Origin of the sequence: Longibacter salinarum (genome assembly GCF_002554795.1) — a bacterium.
Classification (GTDB): Bacteria; Bacteroidota; Rhodothermia; order Rhodothermales; family Salinibacteraceae; genus Longibacter; species Longibacter salinarum.
Genome location: NZ_PDEQ01000002.1, coordinates 447,216 through 469,976, shown reverse-complemented (window position 1 = coordinate 469,976; position 22,761 = coordinate 447,216). Strand labels below are relative to the sequence as shown.

Annotated in this window: 14 protein-coding genes; 6 read left to right on the top strand and 8 right to left on the bottom strand. The window is 60.5% G+C overall.

Features of this window, described 5'->3' with window-relative positions; translation table 11 throughout:
• Positions 1 to 95 precede the first annotated feature (95 nt).
• Complete coding sequence (locus tag CRI94_RS05370; protein WP_098074633.1) at positions 96 to 3,230, bottom strand: PD40 domain-containing protein; 3,135 nt, start codon at positions 3,228 to 3,230, stop codon at positions 96 to 98.
• Between the two features lie 626 nt (positions 3,231 to 3,856).
• Here CRI94_RS05370 and mrdA point away from each other — a divergent pair.
• Both mrdA and rodA read left to right on the top strand, forming a co-directional pair.
• The gene (gene mrdA / locus CRI94_RS05365; RefSeq protein ID WP_098074632.1) at positions 3,857 to 5,839 is read left to right on the top strand and encodes a penicillin-binding protein 2; all 1,983 of its coding nucleotides are present in this window, start codon (positions 3,857 to 3,859) and stop codon (positions 5,837 to 5,839) included.
• A gap of 35 nt (positions 5,840 to 5,874) precedes the next feature.
• Complete coding sequence (rodA, locus tag CRI94_RS05360) at positions 5,875 to 7,140, top strand: rod shape-determining protein RodA (protein ID WP_098074631.1); 1,266 nt, start codon at positions 5,875 to 5,877, stop codon at positions 7,138 to 7,140.
• Between the two features lie 236 nt (positions 7,141 to 7,376).
• On the opposite strand, the gene CRI94_RS05355 is transcribed toward rodA, so the two are convergent.
• Both CRI94_RS05355 and CRI94_RS17630 read right to left on the bottom strand, forming a co-directional pair.
• Positions 7,377 to 7,694 (bottom strand): chorismate mutase, encoded by a 318-nt coding sequence (locus tag CRI94_RS05355; RefSeq protein ID WP_179862174.1) that lies wholly within the window; start codon positions 7,692 to 7,694, stop codon positions 7,377 to 7,379.
• A gap of 135 nt (positions 7,695 to 7,829) precedes the next feature.
• A complete protein-coding gene (locus CRI94_RS17630) occupies positions 7,830 to 7,982 on the bottom strand; it encodes a hypothetical protein (protein ID WP_179862173.1) in 153 nt (50 codons plus the stop codon).
• 306 nt (positions 7,983 to 8,288) lie between these two features.
• On the opposite strand from CRI94_RS17630, the gene argS reads away from it, so the two are divergent.
• On the top strand, positions 8,289 to 9,977 hold the full coding sequence (gene argS, locus CRI94_RS05350) for an arginine--tRNA ligase (protein ID WP_098074629.1): 1,689 nt from the start codon (positions 8,289 to 8,291) through the stop codon (positions 9,975 to 9,977).
• Positions 9,978 to 10,283: 306 nt separating this feature from the next.
• On the opposite strand, the gene CRI94_RS05345 is transcribed toward argS, so the two are convergent.
• Entirely contained in the window at positions 10,284 to 10,637 is a 354-nt protein-coding gene (locus CRI94_RS05345; RefSeq protein ID WP_098074628.1) for a citrate synthase, read from the bottom strand.
• 207 nt (positions 10,638 to 10,844) lie between these two features.
• Here CRI94_RS05345 and lgt point away from each other — a divergent pair, with 207 nt between their 5' ends.
• Positions 10,845 to 11,675, top strand: a complete 831-nt coding sequence (lgt, locus tag CRI94_RS05340) for a prolipoprotein diacylglyceryl transferase (RefSeq protein WP_098074627.1) — start codon at positions 10,845 to 10,847, stop codon at positions 11,673 to 11,675.
• A 32-nt stretch (positions 11,676 to 11,707) separates the two neighbouring features.
• Here the strand turns inward: lgt and CRI94_RS05335 are convergent, their stop codons facing one another.
• Both CRI94_RS05335 and CRI94_RS17625 read right to left on the bottom strand, forming a co-directional pair.
• Positions 11,708 to 15,058 (bottom strand): right-handed parallel beta-helix repeat-containing protein, encoded by a 3,351-nt coding sequence (locus CRI94_RS05335; RefSeq protein WP_098074626.1) that lies wholly within the window; start codon positions 15,056 to 15,058, stop codon positions 11,708 to 11,710.
• 347 nt (positions 15,059 to 15,405) lie between these two features.
• Positions 15,406 to 15,627, bottom strand: coding sequence for a hypothetical protein (locus CRI94_RS17625; protein WP_098074625.1), 222 nt, complete (start codon positions 15,625 to 15,627; stop codon positions 15,406 to 15,408).
• Between the two features lie 315 nt (positions 15,628 to 15,942).
• Between CRI94_RS17625 and CRI94_RS05325 the strand changes: the two genes are divergently transcribed.
• Together CRI94_RS05325 and CRI94_RS05320 are read left to right on the top strand one after the other, a co-directional pair.
• Positions 15,943 to 16,326 carry a hypothetical protein gene (locus CRI94_RS05325; protein WP_143815309.1) on the top strand — a complete coding sequence of 128 codons (384 nt, stop codon included), beginning with the start codon at positions 15,943 to 15,945 and terminating at the stop codon, positions 16,324 to 16,326.
• A 159-nt stretch (positions 16,327 to 16,485) separates the two neighbouring features.
• Positions 16,486 to 18,912 (top strand): TonB-dependent receptor, encoded by a 2,427-nt coding sequence (locus CRI94_RS05320; RefSeq protein WP_098074623.1) that lies wholly within the window; start codon positions 16,486 to 16,488, stop codon positions 18,910 to 18,912.
• A gap of 160 nt (positions 18,913 to 19,072) precedes the next feature.
• Here CRI94_RS05320 and CRI94_RS05315 read toward each other — a convergent pair whose 3' ends face one another.
• Together CRI94_RS05315 and CRI94_RS05310 are read right to left on the bottom strand one after the other, a co-directional pair.
• Positions 19,073 to 19,840, bottom strand: coding sequence for a cupin domain-containing protein (locus CRI94_RS05315; RefSeq protein ID WP_143815308.1), 768 nt, complete (start codon positions 19,838 to 19,840; stop codon positions 19,073 to 19,075).
• A gap of 291 nt (positions 19,841 to 20,131) precedes the next feature.
• Complete coding sequence (locus CRI94_RS05310; RefSeq protein ID WP_098074621.1) at positions 20,132 to 22,555, bottom strand: TonB-dependent receptor; 2,424 nt, start codon at positions 22,553 to 22,555, stop codon at positions 20,132 to 20,134.
• Between the last annotated feature and the right edge of the window lie 206 nt (positions 22,556 to 22,761).

The window sequence follows — 22,761 nt, the reverse complement described above, 5'->3', positions numbered from 1 at the left end:
AAACGATGATGGTTCGTACAGAAAACGCCCTCACGGATCCGCTTGGATATCGTGAGGGCGTTCTGGTTTAGTCTGTATGCGTGTTCAGGAAGCTGCTACCATCCGGGACGGAGCACGAGCCCGAAGTTCCAGTCCTGATCGCGCTGAAATGTACGCGCGTAGAAGACCTCGAAGATAGCCGCCCCGAGGAGATTCATCCGCGCAGCCACGCCGGTACTCACAACCGGGCGAGCCGGCACCGTTCCCTGCTCGGTCACGGTCGACGTCGAGAACCGAACATTGTCGAAGCTCAGACTCTCGTTTGTCCAGGCCACGCCGGCATCCGTGAACACGACAAACTCCGTCGGGACGAAGGGAAAGTTCACCAGGCCAAAGATGTCGTTCCCAAGAAGCGGGAGGCGAACCTCCGCGCTGGCGAGACCGAGGCGTGTGCCGTACAGGCGCTCGACCCGGCATACCCGACCTGACCGACACGACTCCTCATCGAAGAACGACGAGAAGCTGTAGCCCCGAACGAATCCGAGTTGATACGGCGATCCGAGGGTTTCCCGAACGAAGAGATTGTCATAGTCATTCGAACCGAGATTTTCGGACGTCGCACCGTAGTTGCCGGATTGCAAGCCGCGCACGGCCACGGTTACCGGGTTGAAGAAGAAGTACCGCCGATAATCAACCAGCACGTTCACAAACTGTCGGGAGCCAAAATTCGGCGTCACCTGCACGCGGTAGCGTCCGCCCTGCGTCGGCGAGGTGAACCCGAAGTTCGAGAAATCCCCGACATAGGCGAGGCCGACGCGCCCGAGATACACCTGTTCCGGTGCTTCTCCTGCGCCGAGAACAAGATCGGGATCGATTTCTTCGCGTCCGCCGGCTGTCAGTGCGAAGGTTTCGATGTCGAAGCCGTAGCGAACACCGGTCGCGCTAATCTCGAATCGACGCGTTTGTGAGAGCGGGTAGCTCAGGCTGACTCCGCCCTGTGTCTGGAAAATACGCTGCAGGATCTGTGCGAACGGCTCACCCACATCGCGAAATCCGTTATCGTTGACATCCACGATGCCGAAGCCACCGTAAAGGATCGGGACGTGAGCAGCCCCCATCCCCCAGTTGAGCCGGTTTTCTCGGTTCGTGTAAAACGCACCGCCTCCGATGTCTTTCAGCGTACCGTTGGCTTGCAAGAAGACATCAAGGCTCTGATTGCCCAGCATGTCGCTGAAGAAGAGCCCGACACCACCGTAAATCTGCGTACCGAAGCCCTGAGAGTATCCACCTCCAACTGTCGGCGGAGCAATTCGGTCGAGCCGCAAGCGATTGCTTGCCTCGGCGGCCTCGAAATTCTGAGGCGGCGGCAATCCCGTGTTGGGATCACTGAGGTAGTTCCCCACAAGCCCCTCATCCGCGCTCTGAATCGGGGGCAGAAGTCCGGCGTTCGCCCCGGCGACAGCAAACGACGTATCTGCATCCGTAATCGGAATACCTTCCGTCTCATCCTGCTCCAGCGCTACAATCGTATAGCCGCTGTTCGAGTAGACGCTAAACATCATCCGTCCACTCTGACTTGCCACGGACATGGCCGGCGACAGCGCGGTGATCCCACTCACACCCGTCTGTAGTGCCGTTACGCGGTAAGACCGCTCATCGGCAAGCGAGTACCGGTAGATATCCTTGAAGCCGTCCCTGTCGGCGATAAAGTAGAGACTCCGCCCGTCCGGCGAATACTGCGGATTATGATGCATAGATGACGGAAACGGACGAATCGTCTCGATTTCTCGCGTCTCCACGTTCACCGTTCCAATCCGGTACTTTCCGAACTCGAGCGTTTGAAAATTCGTGCCCTCCGGACCGCGATCCGTCGTGAAGGCGAGCGTGGTTCCATCCGGCGACCAGGCGGGTTGCAGGTCCGCGTACCGGTCGTTGGTAATCTGGCGAACCGTCCGCGTATTGAGATCCAGAATATAGAGATCGCTGATCCCTCCGTCGATTCCGGTGAACGCGACGTACCGTCCGTCCGGAGACCAGGCGAGGTTCTGGATCGCCCCCACGCCTTTCACAGCAATTCTCTCGGTGACCTCCCCGCTCTCGACGTCGAACGTGTTGATCTCGTTGTCACCTTCAACAAAGGTCACGAAGGCAAACCGGCGCCCATCCGGAGACCATGCCCCGGCGGAGTTTATAAATCGCAGGGCGTCGAAGTGGGGATTCGACTTGGTCGACTCGAGCTCCGAGATGATTTGTCCCGTCTCCGAGTCAGCAACATAGAGGTTCGTATTAAAGATGTCGCGCCGCGAAATAAACGCGACGTACCGACCATCCGGACTCACGGCCGGCGAAATATTTAGTTCACGCTTGTCGCCCGGTGTGCCAATCACGGCACGGCCAATGCTGTCGACGGGCGTCCGGCCCTCCGTCCCAGGCAGGTACGTATCCCGAACGGACTGCTTCCATTCCTGCGAGAGCGAGTCGGCGGAAATGTTGAGGGCGTAGACGAACGCGGAGTCAACCCCGACGCGGCCACTCAGCTTGAACAGGTTGGTGACAGCGGCATCGCCGTACTTCCCCCCGATATACGCAGAGTAAGCTTGCCCGTATCGGTAGGGGAAATAGCTCGCCATATCGCGCGTCATCTGCTCGACGGTCGGCAGGTCATCGCGAAGCGCCGCATCGCGAAGCCACATGGCCGTGTGCGGGTCGTTTCGCCCAACCGACAGGTATTCCGCCATCCCCTCGACCAGCCAGAGCGGCAGGCGACGAAGGGAGAAGCCCGGCGTATCTCCTCGAAGTGCGATGTCGTACTGGAAGGAGTGCACGAGCTCGTGGCCGAGAACGTGATCCGTCTCCTTGTAGCTGCCCGTGAACGGCATCACGACACGCTCTTTCAGACTTTCGGTCACACCGCCGGTGCCCTGGCCTAGCTGCCCCTGGATGACGTTGGTTTGCTGGAAATCCGCGTCATTCGCGTAGAAGATCAGCGGCTTCCGCTCATTAAACTCACGAAGGAAGGTTCGCGAGTGGCGCCGATACCAGCGTTCGGCCATCCGAGCGGCATCTTCGACGGCGACACGCTCCTCCGGATAGAAGTAAATCTCAAAATTGTCTGTCTGAATCGTCTTGAAGTCGAAATCGTCGTACTGAACTTTATTTCGACCGAAGTACTGCGCCTCCGCAGGCGTCACGCTCCAAAGCAACGTCAGAAGAGTCAGTAGAACAGCGGGTAAAAACGTCGATCGGCGCATTGGGGAAACGGCTAGATCGTGGACTTGAAGAAAACTACACAATGGCGCTCGTCTACTACACACGGAGCGCCGTGGGGTTCACCTGAAGGAGTTCATTTTCTTGTACCTCATGGTCCATCAGAGACCCCATAGCCCATCCAAACATCCGGCTGGACTCCGATGCGGACGCGGGGATGATACAGTGTTGATTCCGTCGCCCGAACGAACGTTTCTCCAAAAAGATCAAACATTACCCAGGATACGCTGCAAGTTCGGGCTACGACATCTTTGATCTCTTGAGAAACATGCCTGCATGAAGAGTACCCGCGAACGGTAACAAGCAACTATCCGTCAGGTTTGACGTACGGGTTACGGCGCGCGGTTCGTACTTCTTGGGTAGTCGCGCACAGCGCCTTCTGGCGTGGAGCTGACTGTGCACAGAGGTGTTTCGACAGCAGCAGCGGCATTATATTTGATCTAAACCAGTTTCGCTGGCGACCTCTTTCTGCCAGCACCGGCCAATTCCGTAGCATACTGTTCGGTCGCGCTTTTTATGATGGCGCACGCTACGCCGAACGGCCAAGCCGTCTTCCAGCTGTATCGACCCGCGCCCCTCACCACCCCTTTCATCCCCCAGAGCCTGCTAGATGGACGAGTTCCGGAACCGAGTTCGTGTGTATGCTGGCGTCGTCGTGGTTATCCTGGCGATTCTGTGCATTCGGCTCATCCAACTGCAGGTAGTCAGCGCCGAGGCCTACTGGGGAGCCTCGCAGAGTAATGCCGTTCGTGAGCAGCGCGTTCAGCCCGCTCGCGGCGCGATCTATGATCGTTCCGGGACGCTCCTGGTCGACAACCAGCCGAGCTACACGATCATGATCACGCCCCGCTTCTTCGAGGACGACAACGTCCCGCTCCTCGCCGACCTGCTCAGCGTGCCGGATACAACGGTTCAACGGAAGCTGACGGAAGCACGCGACTGGAGCCTATTTCAACCGAGTCGGTCGTTTCGGGAGGTCTCGTTCGACACGTTCAGTCGCGTGCAGGAGCATCTCTACGAGTTGCCTGGCGTGACGTACGAAATCGAACAGCGCCGCCGGTATCACACCGAGGCACATGCAACGCATGCGCTCGGATACGTTCGCGAAATTGATGGCCGCGCACTGGGGAAAATGCGCGACGACGGCTACCGCCAAGGAGATCGGATCGGCAAAACGGGTCTCGAGAGCTACTACGAAAAACGGCTACGAGGCGAGCAGGGCAGTGAATTCATGCTGGTCGACGTGCGCGGGCGCGAAGTGAAGGCCTATCGCGACGGTCGGGAAGATCGTGCCCCTACCAGTGGCTATGATCTTCACCTGGCCCTCGATCACAAGGTCCAGGCGCTGGCAGAATCGCTCTTCGTCGGCAAACGCGGCGCCGCCGTGGCACTCGACCCGGACAATGGAGAAATCATCTCGTTTGTTAGCCACCCCGACTTCGACCCCGGTATCTTCTCCCGGTCGGTCAGCGGCGCGGAATGGGACAGCATCCGGACCGCCCCCGCGGACCCGCTCTACAATCGCGCAACGATGAGTGGCTTCCCCCCGGGTTCGACGTGGAAGCCGCTGATGTCGCTGATGGCGCTTCAAGAAGGAGTGATCACGGCGAACCAGCGCGTCAATTGTCCGCCGGGATATCGCGTCGGCAGCCGCGTTTTTCATAACCACGGCTACAAGGACGAGGGCTGGATCAACGTCAAGAAGGCGCTGGAGGTCTCCTGTAACACGTTTTACTACCATCTCATGATGGAAACCGACGTGAACACATGGAGCCGTTACGCACGGATGTTCGAGTTCGGACAGCGAATTCCGCTGGACGTCGCGGATCAGAGTGGTGGCCTCATCCCAGACTCCACGTACTTCAACGAAACCTATGGACGCTGGACGGCCGGCTACACCGTGAACCTGGGCATCGGTCAGGGCGACATGTCAGTAACGCCCATGCAGCTCGCGCGGTATGTCGCAGCAATAGCGAACGGAGGCACACTCCACGTTCCCCATTTCGTCCACGAGCTCCAGCACCCGGAGACCGGCGAAGTCGTCCAACCGGACATCCCCAAGCCGAGCACCGTCCCGATCGACAGCGCGCACTTTGCGACCGTCCGAGAAGGAATGCGTCGGGTCATGGAAAATGGCACCGGGCAATGGGTCCAAGTTCCAGGCGTCACGAGCGGAGGCAAGACCGGTACCGCGCAAAATCCGCACGGTGAAGACCACTCGCTCTTCATCATGTTCGCGCCATTCGACGACCCGGAAATCGCTATTGCCGTCGCCGTGGAGAACGCTGGCTACGGGGGAAGCGCCGCCGCCCCAATAGCGAGCCTGATGGCCGAGCAATACCTCAACGGTAAGATCGATCTCGACATCTGGCAGCGACGCTACTGGATCAAGCGCCTGATGGAAGAGGTCCGCTCCGCACCACCGAAAGGATTTGGCGCTCCGCCCGACGAGGAAGAATCAGAATCCGAACGGGTACTCAATGCAGACGCTGCGCCAGATACCGTCGAGGAATCGCGCAGCCGCTCCACCCGCTCCGTTCGCCTCGAGCCGATTGCTCCGATCCGTAGCACGTCGACCACGGACAACGACTAGCCGCACCGTCCTCCCGACCGAATCTCCTCGCCTCTGTGAAGCGCTCCTGGTACAACACGCTCGATGTCGGCACCCTGCTGACGTGGCTCGCCCTCGTCGGCGTCGGGCTGACGGCGATCTACAGCACGACGCACGGTCCGGCGGCCGAGCAGATGGCGGCGAGCGTTCAGTCGAATTTCTACCGGCAGTTTACCTGGCTGGCGATCTGCTCCGTCGGGATCGGCATCTCATTGATGCTCCCGGTCCGCTTCTTCCGGCACGCCGCGTTCCCAATTTACGCGACGACGATTCTGTTGCTCATCGCAGCGCTCGTGTTCGGAAAGGAAGTCAACGGGGCGAAATCCTGGCTTGTGCTCGGTCCCCTGCGACTGCAGGTGTCCGAGCTGGCGAAGGTGGGGACGGTCCTTGCCGTTGCTCAGCTACTGGCTGACCGCCGGGGGCGTCTTGGAAGCAGCGTCGAGTACGCGCTAAAGGCCAGCGGCCTTATCCTGGTGCCAGCGATCCTGATCGTGATGCAAAACGACATGGGAACGGCGCTGGTGTTCTTCGGGCTCGTGCCCATCATGCTGTTCTGGAGCGGGCTCCCGTTCACGACCATCCTCCTCATGATCTCGCCAGCCGTAGCGGGCTACCTCTCGCTGGTGTACATGCCAGCCGCGATCGCCTTCTCCGTCCTCTTCACAATCGGCATGGGATGGTACACGGGTCAGCGCTACATCGGCGCCATCGCTGCCGCGTTCACGGGCGGGGTAGCAGCCATATCGTCCATCGCCATCTCGTACGTGCTGCAACCCCACCAGGTCGCCCGTCTCGTGTCGTTTACGAACCCGGAGGCCGAAGAATTCCGGCAGGGCGTCGGCTTTCACCTGGTTCAGTCCAAGGCGGCCATTGGCTCTGGCGGACTCTGGGGCAAAGGCTTTATGCAGGGTACACAGACGCAGGGCGCATACGTCCCGGAGCAGTCGACCGACTTCATCTTTAGCGTGATCGGCGAGGAATTTGGCTTTGTGGGCTCCCTGGTGGTACTTGCCCTCTTCGCCATCCTACTTCTGCGCCTGATCAAGCTGGGCACCGACGTCAAACATCCCTTCGGCTCCATCGTGGCCGCGGGGGCCGTCGGCGTTTACCTCTTGCACATCTTTATCAACATCGGAATGGCGACGGGCATGCTCCCGGTCATCGGCATCCCGCTCCCCTTCCTCTCGTACGGCGGCTCTGCACTCCTCGCCAACACCGCCATGCTGGCAATCGTGCTGACGATCCACATGCGCCGCGACGACCTGTCGATCTACGGCTATTGAATAGGTTCAGGGTTCAGGGTTCAAAGTTCAGGGTTCGACGGGGATGCTTTGTTGAATCGCGGGCGTCTTGGGGTGAGCGGGTTGATGGTCCGTGGTGCATGGTTAGTGGGATTCGGCTTCGAACGTTCGGAATTGACTCAGAACGACCGGGCGCCAGTCCAATTCACGATCCACAATCGACAATCCACAACCCAAACTTCGCATTTCGCACTTCCCATTTCGTATTTCGAAATCGCTCACCCGACCTTCCGGAGCCGAGACGGCCGGGCGTCGTCTCGGCGGTCGTTTTGTCGATCAACGCTGTGCGCGATGATTGAGCCGAAGAGGTCCTCGACGAGGTCGGGAGAGACGTCGTGGTCGCGGGCGATCCCACGGAGGCGATCCATCAGCTGTGATTCGCGGTCGGGGTCACGGACATTGTCGTTTTTTTGCTCCTTGATGTCGGCGATGTCATCGACGGCCGACTGACGCTCGGCCAAGAGTTCGACAATCGCTCGATCGAGCTGATCGATGCGCGAACGGATGTCACGAAGCGGGGTACTTGAAGAAGACATGGTGAGGAGTGCGTAAACAGGGTCGATGGAGGCGCAGACGACGCCGCTCGACCGGTGCGACAGGCCCACAAACAAAAAAAACCCGCGGGCCTGGCGGCCGGCGGGTCGTAGCATGTGGGTATGAAAACAGAAAGCCTACAAGCCGCCGGTTGAGGTCGCATAAAAATAAAAATACGCATAGCCAAAAAAGATAAAGGCATATGCGTACGATCCCAGTGCAGCGGCAGCAGCCGTTGCGTCTTCAGTGCCCAGTTGGGGGCAGGCGGTTGGGAGGTCGATTGCTTTCATGTTGATACCACGGTACGAGAAAGCAGCACGGATGTCAAGTTTGGTTCAACGTTCAGGGTTCAACGTTCAGGGTTCAAGACGAACCACCGTCGCACGGCCGTGCGACGGTGGTGGTTCAATAGTGGAGTTGCCCCGTTTCCCACCTTCACACGTCCATACGTCCACACGTCCCCACCTTGCCCGAACGTTCAGATTCCGGCAAATCGGCAATAGCGGGTTTCCTCTCCCAGTTCGCCCGGATATCTTAGGGCGTCGTGTGGCACTGTGCGTGCCGTCGTTCCGCCTCGCTCACTCTTCAAGCCTGCAATGAAGGATTACCTACGTTCCACCATCCGCGCCGTCCTCGATGAATACGAGGCCGTGCCGGACGACTTCGAGATCGAGCTAGAAAAGCCGGCCCGTGAAGAGCACGGCGACCTTGCGACGAACACAGCGATGCGGCTGGCCAGTGTGCTCCGTAATAACCCGCGCGCGATCGCGGAGGACCTGACCGAGAAGCTGCGCGAGGCCGTGGATCCATCCCGCATCCAGGCCATCGAGGTCGCTGGACCGGGGTTCATCAATTTCCGCTTCGCGAGCGACCACCTCCTGGACAGCCTCGCCGAGGTGCTCGACGCGGGCGACAACTACGGACGCACAGATCTTGGAGCCGGCGAATCGGCACTTGTTGAGTACGTCAGCGCCAACCCCACCGGACCGCTCACGGTCGGCCACGGCCGCAACGCGGTGCTCGGGGATACGATCGCCAACCTGCTCGACTGGGCCGGCTACGAGGTCGATCGCGAGTACTACTTTAATGACGCCGGTCGGCAGATGCGCGTCCTGGCGCAGTCGGTCCGCGCCCGCTACGAAGAGGTCGCCGGCGATGTCGACATGAAGACGCTGGACCTGGGCGACGGCGAAACGGCGGACGTGCCGGTGAGCTTTCCCGACGACGGCTACCTCGGCGAGTACATCAAGAACGTTGCGGAGGCGCTGTACGAGGAGCACGGCGACGCGCTTCTCGACGAGGAAAGCCTCGACCCGTTCCAGGCCAAGGCGGAGGAGATTATCTTCGCCGATATCGAGTCGACACTGGAACGCATCAACGTCCACATGGAGACGTTCTTCAATGAGAAGAAGCTCTACGAGGACGACAGGGTCGAGAAAACGGTCGATGCCCTCAAGGACGCCGGCGTCACGTACGAGAAGGACGACGCCCTCTGGTTTAAGACGACCGACTTTGGCAAAGACAAGGACACGGTCCTGATCAAAAGCAGCGGCGAGCCCACCTACCGGACGCCCGACATGGCGTACCACGTGGACAAGTTCGAGCGCGGCTACGACGTCATCATCGACGTGCTCGGTGCCGACCACATCGCGACCTATCCCGACGTCTTGAGCGCTCTCGATGTCCTTGGCTACGACAGCAAAAAGGTCGAGATCATCCTCTACCAGTTCGTCACGCTCGTCCGCGGCGGTGAACCGGTGAAGATGAGCACGCGGCGCGCCAACTACGTCACCCTCGACGACCTGATCGACGAGGTCGGTGCCGACGTGACGCGCTTTTTCTTCCTCATGCGCTCCGCCGACACGCATCTCAACTTTGACCTTGAGCTCGCCAAGGAGGCCAGCGACAAAAATCCGGTCTTCTACCTGCAGTACGCCCACGCGCGCATCTGCTCGATCGTCGACAAGGCAGAAGACGTCGGCTTCACCTTCGAGGACGAGGTCGACCTCTCGCTCCTCACGCACGAGGACGAAACCTCACTCATCAAGGAGCTGCTCCGCTTCCCGACCGTCATTGACCAGGCCGCGAAAGCCCGTGCCCCGCACTTCATCCCGACGTACCTCCGCGAGGTCGCGTCGGCGTTCTCCCAGTTCTACGGATCGTGCCGGATCATCGGCGAAGACAAGGAGCTCGCCACCGCCCGAATGAATCTCGCTCGCGCCACGCAAACGGTCATCCACAACGGACTCACCGTTCTCGGCATCGACGCCCCGCGTGAAATGTAGATGCTGGTCCCCGTACGCGGAGTAGGGATGGAGTTGGGAAACTTCGGCCGCCACGTAGCTTCGCCGTGCCCGTCCTGATCGTTCTGCCAGCGCGTCCGCATCCACGGGGCACGTCTATCGACAACGGCAACCCTCGGACCGGAATGCCCCAAGTCCCCGCGGCGCGGTACGCTGCACGAAATACAGGGTGCCAAACCCGCGTACCAAAGCATTGAGACAAAGGAAAAGCGTCGCTGCCATCCGGACGCGACGCTTTTTCTAATCTGCCAACGTGGACCGCGAAAGAACCTACGCGACCGACGGGCTCTACCTGACGTCGATCGCTGTCTCCTCCAGAATCGCGTTCAGTTCCATCATCGCACTCGCGCCGGACACGAGGTCGTCGAGGGCCAGCACATCCTCAGACGTAAGCACGATGACCATTCGCTGATCTGCCTGAGGCACCCGTAATTGCCACCGGCAGTCCGACCCGCACCGGCGAACATCCGCCGCGAGCGACCGAGCCGAGTCTCGCAACTCGTTGATGGCAGGCGTCGGTAGGGTGATCGCCAGGTCATTAAAAGTCAACGTCACGCGATCATCATCTCGCTGCACCGCCGATCCGGCCCCCGTCGAGTATAGCACGACGGCGTCTGAGGAGGCAGAAGGGGACGTAATCATTGTTTCCGGTCGCTTCCAGATGGTCGTGAGCCGCTGTCACAGCGTCGAGGCACACTATTTAGATCGAATACAAACAACACGGTTTCACTCGGACGCCCCCTCCGTGTTAAGGTTAAACGAAGCCCGAACGGTATCCACTCGCATTGCGTGCCTGCATGTCGAAGGTTCGTTGCACCATCGGATTCTCGACTCTACAAACACTCGCCCATGAGCCCCAGCCTGTCCCTCGTCGCCTCCGGCCTCGCCGTGATCCGGTGGAACGTCGACCCCGTGATGTTTCGGCTTGGTTCGCTCGCCCCAAGGTGGTACGGCCTTCTGTTCGGGATCGGCTTCCTCCTGAGCTTCTACGCGATGCGGTCCATCTTTTTGCGCGAGGGGAAGCCCGAGCACGATGTGGACACCCTACTCTACTGGATTCTCGGCGGCACGGTGATCGGCGCTCGGCTCGGGCACGTCCTGTTCTACGACCCCGGCTACTACCTCACGCATCCGGGCCAAATCCTACAGGTCTGGGAGGGCGGACTTGCGAGCCACGGCGGGTTCATCGGCGTCCTCACCGCGCTGTACCTCTACGCCCGTTCGCGCCCCGGCCAGCCGTTCCTGTGGCTCCTCGACCGCATCGCGATGCCCGCGGCCCTCACGGGCGGACTCATCCGCCTCGGCAACCTGTTTAACTCGGAGATTCTCGGCACCCCGACCGACGTGCCATGGGCGTTCATCTTCGAGCTTCGCGATATGACGCCGCGTCACCCAGCGCAACTCTACGAATCGCTGTCCTACTTTGCCATCTGCGGTATCCTGGTGTGGCTCTACCGCCGCTCCGACTCGTCCCCGCGCTTCGGCACGCTCTCCGGCGCATTTATGGTGCTCGTGTTTGGGTCCCGCTTCATGATCGAGTTCGTCAAGGCCCAACAGGCCCACTTCGAACTCGGGCTCTCGCTCACGATGGGACAGCTGCTGAGCATCCCCGTCGTAGCGTTTGGCATCTGGCTTCTGTGGTCGAGCCGGTCGCGCCCGTCCCAGCCGCCGGAAGCGTAAGAACGGGGGTGTCGGCCCTGCACTCGCCGGTTCTACCGGACGACCGCGATGCGCTGCGTGTCGACGAATGTCTCTCCGCTGACACGAACCACGTATGTCCCGCTCGCGAGGTCGAGTTCTCCTGCATCAATCTCGACTTGCTGCGGTCGGCTTCCATCCATCGAGTCGCGGAACAGCGTGACAATGCGGCGACCGAGTACGTCGAAGAGCTCAACGCGCACCTCCTGCGGATCCCGAACGGTGACGGTCATCGTCGACCTTTGCGATACGGGATTCGGTGCCACGGGCTCGATTCGAACGGCCTCGGACATCGTGATGTCGACCGTAACCACTTCGCTGTACGCGACCGTACCCTCTACATCCGCCTTCAGCCGAAACTCGTGGCGGCCGGGCTCCAGATCAGAGAGAACGACGCGCAACCGATTGGAACCGGCTTCACCTTCCGGGCGCGTCTCGATCGTCGTCCACGGGCTCTCCTCATGGGACTGTTCGATGACGATGTTCGCGGGTAGGTCGTCGGGCCAGGACAGGATCGCCCGACCACCTTCCGCTCGCGCCTGAATGCCCCACGCTCCACGCCCGGATTCTCCCGGGGCGATCACGAGCACGAAATCGCTGCTTGTCAGCGATCCACCGTCCCTCCCCCGCTTTAACTCACGAGGGGTGCGCACGACGGCCGGTAGTCCCACAGACCCGTGCGCTCCGGCCTCCTTCGCATCCTCGTTGTCCACTTCAAAGGTATAGCCGCCCCCGTCTGGCTCAAGCTCCGTCTCAACATCATCGTCCTGCGACGGCGTCCCTTTCGTGTCAATCAACCGCACGGTCCAGGCCTTAGGTATATTCGTCCACCTCGGCGCATCGATTCGCATCGTCCCGCTCCAGCCCATGGGTCGGACGGAGAGCGGAATGCGAACGCCGTAGCGAAGCGGAAGAGGTCGGCTTTCGTGGGCTTTTTCCACCCAGCGATCTGCGCGCTCTCCTTTGAACGCAAGAAGAGGCCGCGCCCGTTCTCCAGAGGGTCCGATCGGTCGCGTTGCATCCCAAACGTCCCAGTCGTTTTGCGCATCCCGTCGAAAACTGACTTCCGGAAGATCGTCACTGAACACAACGGAGTCTTCCTCGACCGCCTGCAGGCGCAATCCAATGCGCGCGATCTCACCTGTGCGTCCCCGTTTTCCGACGAACGGAACCTCCGAAATGCGTCCACTCGCGTTGAAGGTGACCGAGGTCGCCGAACTGCCGACGCTCCGCTCGATGAAAAAGCCCTGCCACGAAGCCACCTCATCTCCAGCGGTCCCCTGCTCGCGACGGATGTAGGACTCCGTCGCGGGATCCCAGACCCAGACGAACGCCTGAAAGCCACTGGTCCCGCCGATCGTCAATCCGCTGACATCAAACGCCTGCGGATAGGGATTTCCGATGAGGTGATAGAGGGCTGTCGTACTCAGATTTTCCACTACCACGTCCTGGATCGGTCGCTCACCCGGCACATCAAATTCGAGCGGCGAGGACGGGCGAATGGGGTCGCGGTCATCATCGAAGAAGTACAGGATGAATCCTTCTCCGGATGCGATCGGCGTACTCAGGGAGGAAAGTCCATCCCAGACGCCTGTGTACTCGGAGGTGTCATTCTCGACGGAATCGTTCCACTTGTAGATCATCGCCGTTGGTGGCGAGCCCGAGAGACCAAAGGGCCCGAAGAAGATGTCGTCATCGATGTCTCCCACGGTCGACGGAGCCGGCATCGCCATCATTCGCCATCCGCTATCCTCGCCCCGATCGCTATCCTCGGGCGGATCGTCCGCCGTGCCCGGAATGACAAGAATGGTCGGCGTCTCATACGCGCCGAGATCCGGGCCACCGCTGTCCCCGTCCGCCAGGTGACTGTCCTCCACACGAGCGGTCTCGTCAAGGTCAAGCGGCAGAAATTCCGTCGTGTTTCCATCCTCGTCCAGGTCGCTATCATCGGGCGGAAGCGCGCTGAAGAGCCCGTACCCGACGGCGGGAGAGGCCTCTGAAAGCCGCACGTCGTCGTCAAGCGTTCCCTGCACACCGTCCGATCCACCAGCATCCGTGTAATCGGGGTTCGCGTCCAATACGGGCGGCGCGCCATCAATTAACGTCGCAGCCGTCGGCAGGCCACCATCGATTAACGCGGCTCCCACCGAAACGGTACCGGACAGAGTTGTGGCGATGACTGGACCCGTCTGCGGCCAGAGGATGATGTTTTGAAGAGTGGCCGTACCTCCATCCCCCGCATGTACTGCACTCCCGTCTGGCGAATCGTTCGAAAGCGCCGTGATGTGCGTCGCGGTGAGGTCAGCCCCCTCGAGGAAGATGGCACCTCCGCGAGCCTCGGTAGCCGCATTTCCGGTAAAAACGCTGTTGAAGATTGACGCCGAACTTCCCTCCGCTGCGTGGATCGCTCCGCCGGGGACCGTACCCGTCGTCGTATTTCCAGCGAACACTGTATTGGTAATGCGAGACGACCCCGTTACCTGATAAATTGCGCCACCACCGCCCGTCGTCCCCGATGTCGTATTCTGGTCGAAGATCGACCGCGTGATGGTGAGGTCTCCCGTGTCAGCGAAGATTGCGCCGCCTCCGTCGGCCGACGTGTTCTGAGTAAACTCCGAGTTGTCGATGTCGACCGTGCCGGCACTGATATTCAGCGCGCCTCCGGATAGCCCCTGGTTGCCAACAAAGGTACTCTGGCGGATCGTCAAGGGGTCTGCCTCGATCACATACACAGCTCCGCCTCCGACCGTGGCTGTCGCTGTGTTCTGATCGAACACAACCGATTCAAAGGTCGGACTGCCTCCCTGGATGAGCACGGCACCTCCCCCAACGATCGCCTGATTGTTGCGGAACGTGACATTACGGACAGTAGGCGACGATTGGTCGACGAACAGTCCGGCTCCTGCATCACTTCCACCCAGCTGTGAGGCATTGCCCCCGCTGATGACCAGTCCGTCCAGCGTAGCGGAACTCGCGAGAGTTGAGGGAGAGACGACGACGCGATACGTGTTTCCGCTGGACGTGCCATCCTGGTCAATGTCGCCGCCCAGCACCGTAATGAAGGTCGATGGATCGCGCGTGCTGAAGTCCGACGCATATCCTCCCAAGATCGTGACACCGTCCGTAAGCACGAACGAGGCCGATTGATCGGAGGAGGACGGAACGTACGTACCCTCCGCGACACGGATTTCGTTGCTCGACCCGTCAGCCAGCGCGTCTTGCAACGAGCCATAGGGGTCGCTGGCGGTCCCCGTGCCGGATGCCCCCTCACGAACAAAGATCTGGGCCTGAGCCGGGGCGACGGCAAGGGCTGCGACAACAGCCAGAGCGAGGACGAACGAAGCGCTACATAACAATCGATTCATGGCGCAGGGGCTGAAGCGGACAGAGCACGATCGCCGGCGACGATCATGTTCTCGACCTCCAACCAGAACGCTACTCAAGCTAAACCGTCTCCCGATCGGTGGCGTCCATGAAGTCTACGTCCCCAGGCGATAAATTTCGACGCTCACCGGTTCTATTGTTTCCGGGCTCGACGGCCGTTTTTCGCCCGAAGCCAGTGTTTGATCCATCGGCGCATAGTCGACCACGCTTTACGCTCTGCACCCGTCCGTCGACTCAGAATCAACTGAGAGGGCATAAAACAGAAACAGCGGGGGCCGCCATTCGACCCCCGCCGTGCAACGAGACAAAATCGTTGTACTACATCCGCCTAGTCTTCCTCGTCTTCATCGAAGAAGTCTTCTTCGAAGTCGTCAAAGACGCTCTCGTCATCCCACGGGGCTTCGTCCTCCCACTCGTCGTAATCGTCATATTCGTCGTCTTCGTCGAGGAGCTCCTCCTCATCCTCGTCGTCAATGTCCCAGTCGTCGTCATACTCGATCTCCTCGTCTTCGGGATCGAGCTCAGCATGGAGACCAAAATCTTCGGGCATAGGGGAGAAAATATCGAATGTAGAAAAACGGTCTAACATCACGAAAGCGCGAGATGCCACCGGACCATATTGGGCTGATCCGATGCCTATATCATCAACGCTGTCGGCGGGTACCGGTGCAAGCGTCTACCCAATTCGGAGTTCCTTTTTGCAGGCAATGGATTTGTAAAGACGAGATCGGTATCCAGATCGATTATCAAACACAGAGCCGTCCCGAGGCCACTGTCTTTGTCATTTGTTCGTGCATTCGTGCAACAAGCGCGAATCCTAGATACTGCGACAGAGTTGTTACATGGACTAATGTCGCACGGTGCCATGATGCCTCGACTTCGAAAGCTTATCCGAATCAGTCTTATCCTGGTCGTCTGTGCCGGGATGCAGGGGACGATTCTGGTTGAGGCACTTTTCCTGATTCATCAGGACCATATCGCAGAGCACCACTGCGTCAACCGGAATAACCCGGATGTACAGTGCGACGGGATGTGCTTTCTCGTGAAGCGCATCGAAGATGCTCACGGGTCGCATGATCACGCGTCTCTATCGATGCGCGCCGCAGATGTCGACATTCGCGCGATCGCGTTCAGCTATACGATGATACCGGTCGCCGCGTCCACGTCCAACGAGTACGGGCCGTACCACACAGGTCCCGTCCCGGACCCTCCCCCGGTAGACATTTTCCGACCACCCTGGATGTCGTGATCCATCACGCGTGTAGCGTACCCCTCGTTTTTTGCGGTATGTCGCTACCTCGCGGTGAACACGATAGCATCTGCACGACAGGCCAATGACTGTATCCACGTGGTCGAAGAGCCTACACGTGCCTGCATTTCCCCGTCTTCTTCCAGGGTTTCATGTCCCATGTCTACACATACAATTTCCCCAACCGATCGAAGCGGTCCATCTGCCTCGGTCCGACGTCTAATCAGCCTCTTCCTCTTACTTGCAGCCGCGATATCCACTGCGACCTCCCCCGCTTACGCCCAGTCGACCGGAACGCTCATAGCGACGGTTACGGACGGCGCGAATGAGTCCCCATTGCCCGGAGCCAACGTGTTCGTCGAGCAGACGAGACGGGGCACAGCGACCAACCTGGACGGAATCGCCCGTCTTACGAAGATCTCGACCGGCACACAGACGATCATCACCAAGCACATCGGCTACTCCACGGACAGGCGAACGGTCGAGATCGTCGCCGGAGACACGATTCGCATCAATATCACGCTCCACCCCTCGACGATCGGGCTGGACGGTGTCGAAGTGTCCGCGCTTTCGCCGGGCCTCAACCCATCGGCCGGTATCGACGCCACACGTGTTCGCGAAATTGAAGCCGACGATAGCGGACAATACCTTCGATCTGTTCCTGGCATCAACGTCGCCCGGCGTGGCCCGATCGGATTCGACCCCAACGTCCGGGGATTGACGGAAACATCGGTGGGCGTCTACATCGGCGGCATGCGCACCTTTCCCGCCGGCCCGCTCCGCATGGACTCGCCGCTGAGTCACGTCGATCCGAGCACAATCGCCTCCATCGAGGTAGTCAAAGGCCCGTACGCTCTGACGTGGGGGCCCGGTAATATGAGCGCGATTCGAGCGATCCCTCGCGGCCAGTCGCCACCACCGACGACCCTCACGGGCACGCTCCGGACCGGATACGATACGAATACCGAATCCGTCGAGACCAGCGCCTTCGCCATGGGCCGACAGGGACGCGTCTTTTACTCGGCAAATGGCGCCTGGCGAACGGGCAACGACTACGAAACGGGAGCCGGTCGGACCATCGCGGCAGACTACACGTCGAGCGAGGCGCGTGGGCACATCGGCATCCACCTCACCCCCGCGACGACACTTGAAGTACGCGGCGGCTACCAAGAGCAAACCGATATCGACTACCCTGGTCGTCTGCTGAACGCCGACTACTTCAAGACCGGCATGGGCAAAGTTGACCTGTCGTACGCTCCTGAAGCGGTCGGAGATGGACTGTCTTTGACCGGGATCGAGGTCCAGCTTCATGCGCAGCAAACGACGCACGGCATGACAAACGAGGGCAAGCCGACCTATGAAGCCGGGCAGTTTCCCAACGGGAACCCGCGCCCGCCCCTTCGCATCGGCGTCGATGCCGAGGTGCAGAACTTCGGGGCTCGAGCGTCCACATCGCTTGAAACGAACGCCTGGTCGTTCGAGGTGGGAGCGGATTTGCTGTCCACCTATCGGGATGCGCGGCGGCCGCTTGCAGCCGTGATGCCGAATGGCATGCAGATGACACCGCCATTCTACACGAGCGACCGCGTGTGGCCCGGCGTTCGCATGATGCACGAAGGTGCGTTCCTAAATGTGCAACGGAGCCTCGGTGTGCTTGAGATTGCCGCGACGGGTCGCCTCGACCTGGTGCAATCCGATCCGGATGATCCGAGCACTGTCTTCCTGAACAATGCCTCCACGGTCCGCGGAGCGACGGTCACGGAGGCGGACCTCGACCGATCGTTTACGATGGGAAGCGGCGCGGTGACTGCCTCGGTCCCGCTGACGAACGTCTGGAGCGTAAGCGCCGGGCTCGGGTCCGTTGCCCGATCGCCACAGGCACTTGAGCTGTACTCCGACCGGATTCCGGCGTCCCGCGCGCAGACATCGGCGGAGTTTCAAGGCAACCCGTTCCTCGAACCGGAGCGGAGCACGCAGGCCGACCTCTGGATCGAGGGGTACGCAGACACGTGGACGCTTCGAGCCAGCACATTTACACGTCGGCTGGACAACTACGTGACGCTTGAGGCTACGAGCATCAACCCGCTCCTTCCGCTCAGCCCCTCCACCGTGTACGGGTACGTGAACGGTGAAGCCACGTTTTACGGGGCGGAACTCCAGGGCAACGTTCGCCCGGTGGAATACATCGAGCTGCGCGCAGCCGGAAGCTACCTCTGGGGCCAGGATGAGACGCTGGATGAGCCGGCCCTGGGCGTCTCTCCCGCCTCGGCGTCGGCCGGCGCTCGGTGGACGCTCCCGATCGAAGGCTCAACCGTGCAGCGGTTCTACCTGGACGGATCGGTCACGATGACGGCGGAGCAGGATCGTGTCGCGACCACCCGCGGCGAGCGCGTCACACCTGGATACACCGTCGTCGACCTGCAAACCGGCGTTCGCCTCTTTCAGCGCGTCGACCTCCGGGTCACGGCTGAGAACGTATTCGACGTCAGCTACACGAATCACCTGAGCGCGAGCAACCCGTTTTCGGGAGCACGCATTGCCGAACCCGGCCGGGTGATCGCATTCACCGCGGCGATCGGGTTCTGAGCACGGATCGATTCATCTCAATGAACAACAGAGCAGCCCCGACCGGTCATCCCGGCGGGGCTGTTCGTTGTTGTATCGAATGATTCAGGATCTCACGGAGCTGTCGTGGGCAGGCGACGATGGGACCTCTGCCGAGCCCGCCCCGGCCCCGGCATCCCGATTACGGCTTGAAGGCGACAACCAGATAGTCAGCCGGTGTTGACCCCGTGTTCTCGACCCGGTGGAGGCCGGCTTCATGGTCGTGCACATCTCCAGCCTCGTAGGATCGCTCCATCGACGACCCGTCTTCGGGATTGGTGAGCGTGACGGTGTAGTCCGAAAGCGCGAACACAACGCGGTCATAGCCGAAGTGCTCGGGCAATTCGTCACCCGGTACGAGTGAGATTCTGTGAACGGTGAATGCATCGTTCGTTAGCAGCACCTCGTGCACCGAGCGATCCGGGATGTCAACCTCGTCCAGGGTCGATGCATCCCCTGAATCCACCGAATCCACCTCGCCAATCCGCTCGAAGACGACGTACGAGGCAAGAGAATCACTCATGTTCGATACAGAGTGGACACCGGCATCGTGCGCATGGACGGCCCCACCCTCAAACGAACGCTCGGATGCCTCCCCGTTTGTCTCGAACGCGAGCGAGTAGGTGCCCATCGAGTACACGACTCGCGGGCCGGCGTCATGTGCCAAAATGGAGTCCCCGGGCGGGAGATCGATCCGATAGACGCGGGCGAAGGCATTTTCGAACGGGATCTGGACAAACTCACTGTCCAGTGCGGAAAGGTTCTCCGCGGCTTCCACGTCGTTCTCCGTGGGCTCGTCGCCCGTTTCTGCATCGGCACACCCGGCAAGAACGACGACACAGATTAGCCCGAGCATGAGAATTCGAGAGACGCGTCCCGGAAAGGACGTGTATCTGTTCAAAGCGTTCATGGTTGTGGATTGCGTTTGAGAAGAAAGATGACCTGGTCTGGGAGATCGTTTTCCGCAACTACTCCCCCGCCACTGTTGAACGGCCGTTCGAGGGTGGCGGGAAGGTGACGCTCTGGCGATGCACGCCTCAAACATTCGAGAAAGTTCGTAGGGTACCAAACGACGTCCGCGGGTGAGAAGGAGACCTTCGGACAGTCCCCTTTTCACCCGCGGACAATTTCATTCAGAGATTGTACGACGCCGATACGACCTCACGGTCGCAAGAAGCCGTACAACATCGTACGACCAGACTTAAAAGCGTGTCGAAAGCGTAAACCGCACATCTCGACCCGGCGAGAGCGCGTAGCCCTTGTACGTATCGAGGAAGTCGCGATAGCTCTCGTCAAATAGGTTGCGTACCTCGACCGACAGCGTCAGCGGTGCGCCCAGATCGATCGTGGTGCCCGCTTCTGCGTTGACGAGCGTGTACGCCTGCGTCGATGCCGTGCCGAAGGGCGGGCCGAACCCGCCGTCGAACTGCGAAAACGGCTCAAAGCGGCCGGCGGCATCCTTCGAGTTTGCGTGCTTCGCCGAGAACTCGACGTACGGATTGGACAGGATGCCGGGACCGGTCGGCACCCATTTCACAAAGCCCCCGAGATTGTTCGCGGGAAGCAGCGGGAGCTGTCCGTCACTACCACCGCTGCCGAGGCCTTCTCCGGTGCCGTCCAGAAAGGCAGCGTTCATCCCAACCTGCATCCATGGAAGCACACTCGCTTCGACTTTGGCTTCGACGCCGGGGATGATAGCATCCGTTTGAGCGGCAGCGTACACCGGGAGACCCGACCCGTCCGGATTCTGGTTTTCGCCTGTATTCGCGAGGTAGATGTAATTCGAGATCGCATTCACGTAGGCCGTCACCTCCGCGGTGAGGCGATCCTGACGGACGCGCAGCGAGAGGTCGGCGCTGTAGGAGCGCTCCGGGTCCAGGTTCGGGTCGCCGACCTGAAACGCGGCGACGCCACCGTGCACACCACTAGCGTACAGTTCGAAGACAGACGGTGCCCGGAAACCGGTGCTGGCGTTGGTCGCGACCGCGTATCCGTCAGCAAACTCGTACGATGCCCCGACCGAGCCGGACAGGACGAAGTAATCATTCTCCAGCGCATCGGTGTCCGACGTGCGCTCGTTCGGCACGGCCTCAACCGTTCGGTAGTCTGCACGACCACCGAAGGATACCGTGACCGGGTCGAGGTCCACGTCCTCGAAGAAGAAGACCCCGGCATTCCAGGTGCGGGCGGAGGGCTGCAATTCGGCCGGACCGCGCGTGTCTGCATCCTGGTGTTGAACCTCTGCGCCGATGGTACCGCTCATGGAACCGATTTCTGGATGCGCCGCCTCAAGGCGCGCTGTGTAGATATCGGTCTTAAGATCCAGCGGATAGTCGAAGCCGCCGAGACCGCCGTTCGCCCGAATCGTCGAGAGCGTAACATCGCCCGATGGCGGCGCCGACTGACGAATCGATCGTTGCCAACTCACGCGCGGCTTCAGCACGAAGCCGTCCGCGACGATATTTCCTTTCAACAGGACGTTACTGTGTTCGAGGTTCTGCCCGAGGCCATCCGGCGGATTGCCGGCATTGCCCACGGGTCCACCGGTCGGTAGGACGAAGTTGTGCGCGTTTGCCCAGTAGTCGCCGTAGAGCTGCAGCGTACCGAAGTCGCCCTGAACACCCGTTTGCGCGTAGGCACTCCACTGCTCGAAGTTGGTGAAGGGGATTTCACCTGTATACTTCGGATCGCCATACGTACCGCCGCTGCCCGTTTCGAAGAATGTGGGATCCTCCGGGGTGTGGAAATTGCCACCGATCCGACGCTCCGCGCCGGCTCGCCAGCCAACATTTCCATCGGCCACGCTGAGGTCGACCGACACCGCGCGCTCGTTGTTGTTCGAAAAGTACTGCGTGCTGGCCGCACCGCCAACGTCGAGTTCGCCGCTAGCACTCGTCGGCGCGGTCTTCGTGATGACGTTGACCGCTCCGCCCAGCGCGTCGGAGCCGTACAGGATGCTGCTGGCCCCGCGCACCACCTCGACCCGCTCTGCTTCACTGGCATTGGTGCTTGGAAAGTGGCGGACGCCGAACTGATAGTACTCCTGCGCGATACCGTCTTTCAGGAGCACGACCCGATTGCCGCTGAGACCGCGAAGCACCGGCTTGCCGGCCTGTGATCCCGTCTGAATGGACGATACACCACTCACGTTCTCTCGGAGCAGGTCGCCCAGCGCAGCGTTTCGGTTCACGGACAGGTCCTCGGCCGCAATCACGTCCACGTCCTGCGGCGCCCGGAGCGTGGAGCGCGCCCGTGCTGTGCCCGTCACGGTTACGCCTTCGGACTCAAGAACCCGCGACTTGAGCGTGACTTCAATGGAAACGGTCTCTCCCGCCTCGAGCGTCACGGTACGAACAGCGGTCTGGTACCCGATGAAACGAATCTCCAGTTTGTGCTGCCCGACCGGGAGCTTATCCAGGCGAAACGTCCCATCAGGACCGGTGGTCGTTCCCCGTTGAAGGGCCGGATCGACGACCTCTGCGCCGGGCAACGGCTCACCATCGGTCGCATACACGGTGCCTTTCACCGTGCCGCGGGTTTGGGACCAGGCGTCCGGACTTGAAGCTGCGATGAGTAGAAAAGCGAAGAAAAGAGGTAGGAATCGTACGCGAGTGCGACGAATCATCAGATGCAGTTTATTGGGAAAAGGAAAATCGTCCGTTCACGGGCGGTGGTTGCCCGCGAGGATAAAGCGTCGAGCGGTCGTTCGAAACGAGATCCCGCCCGCTATAACAGGAGAGCTCTCGTCCCCAACCACCGAGGGCGGGAGAGGGCCACGGTCGACCCGGACGATACGTCGTTGTCCGGGCCGTGCGGCAGGAAATCAGCAGC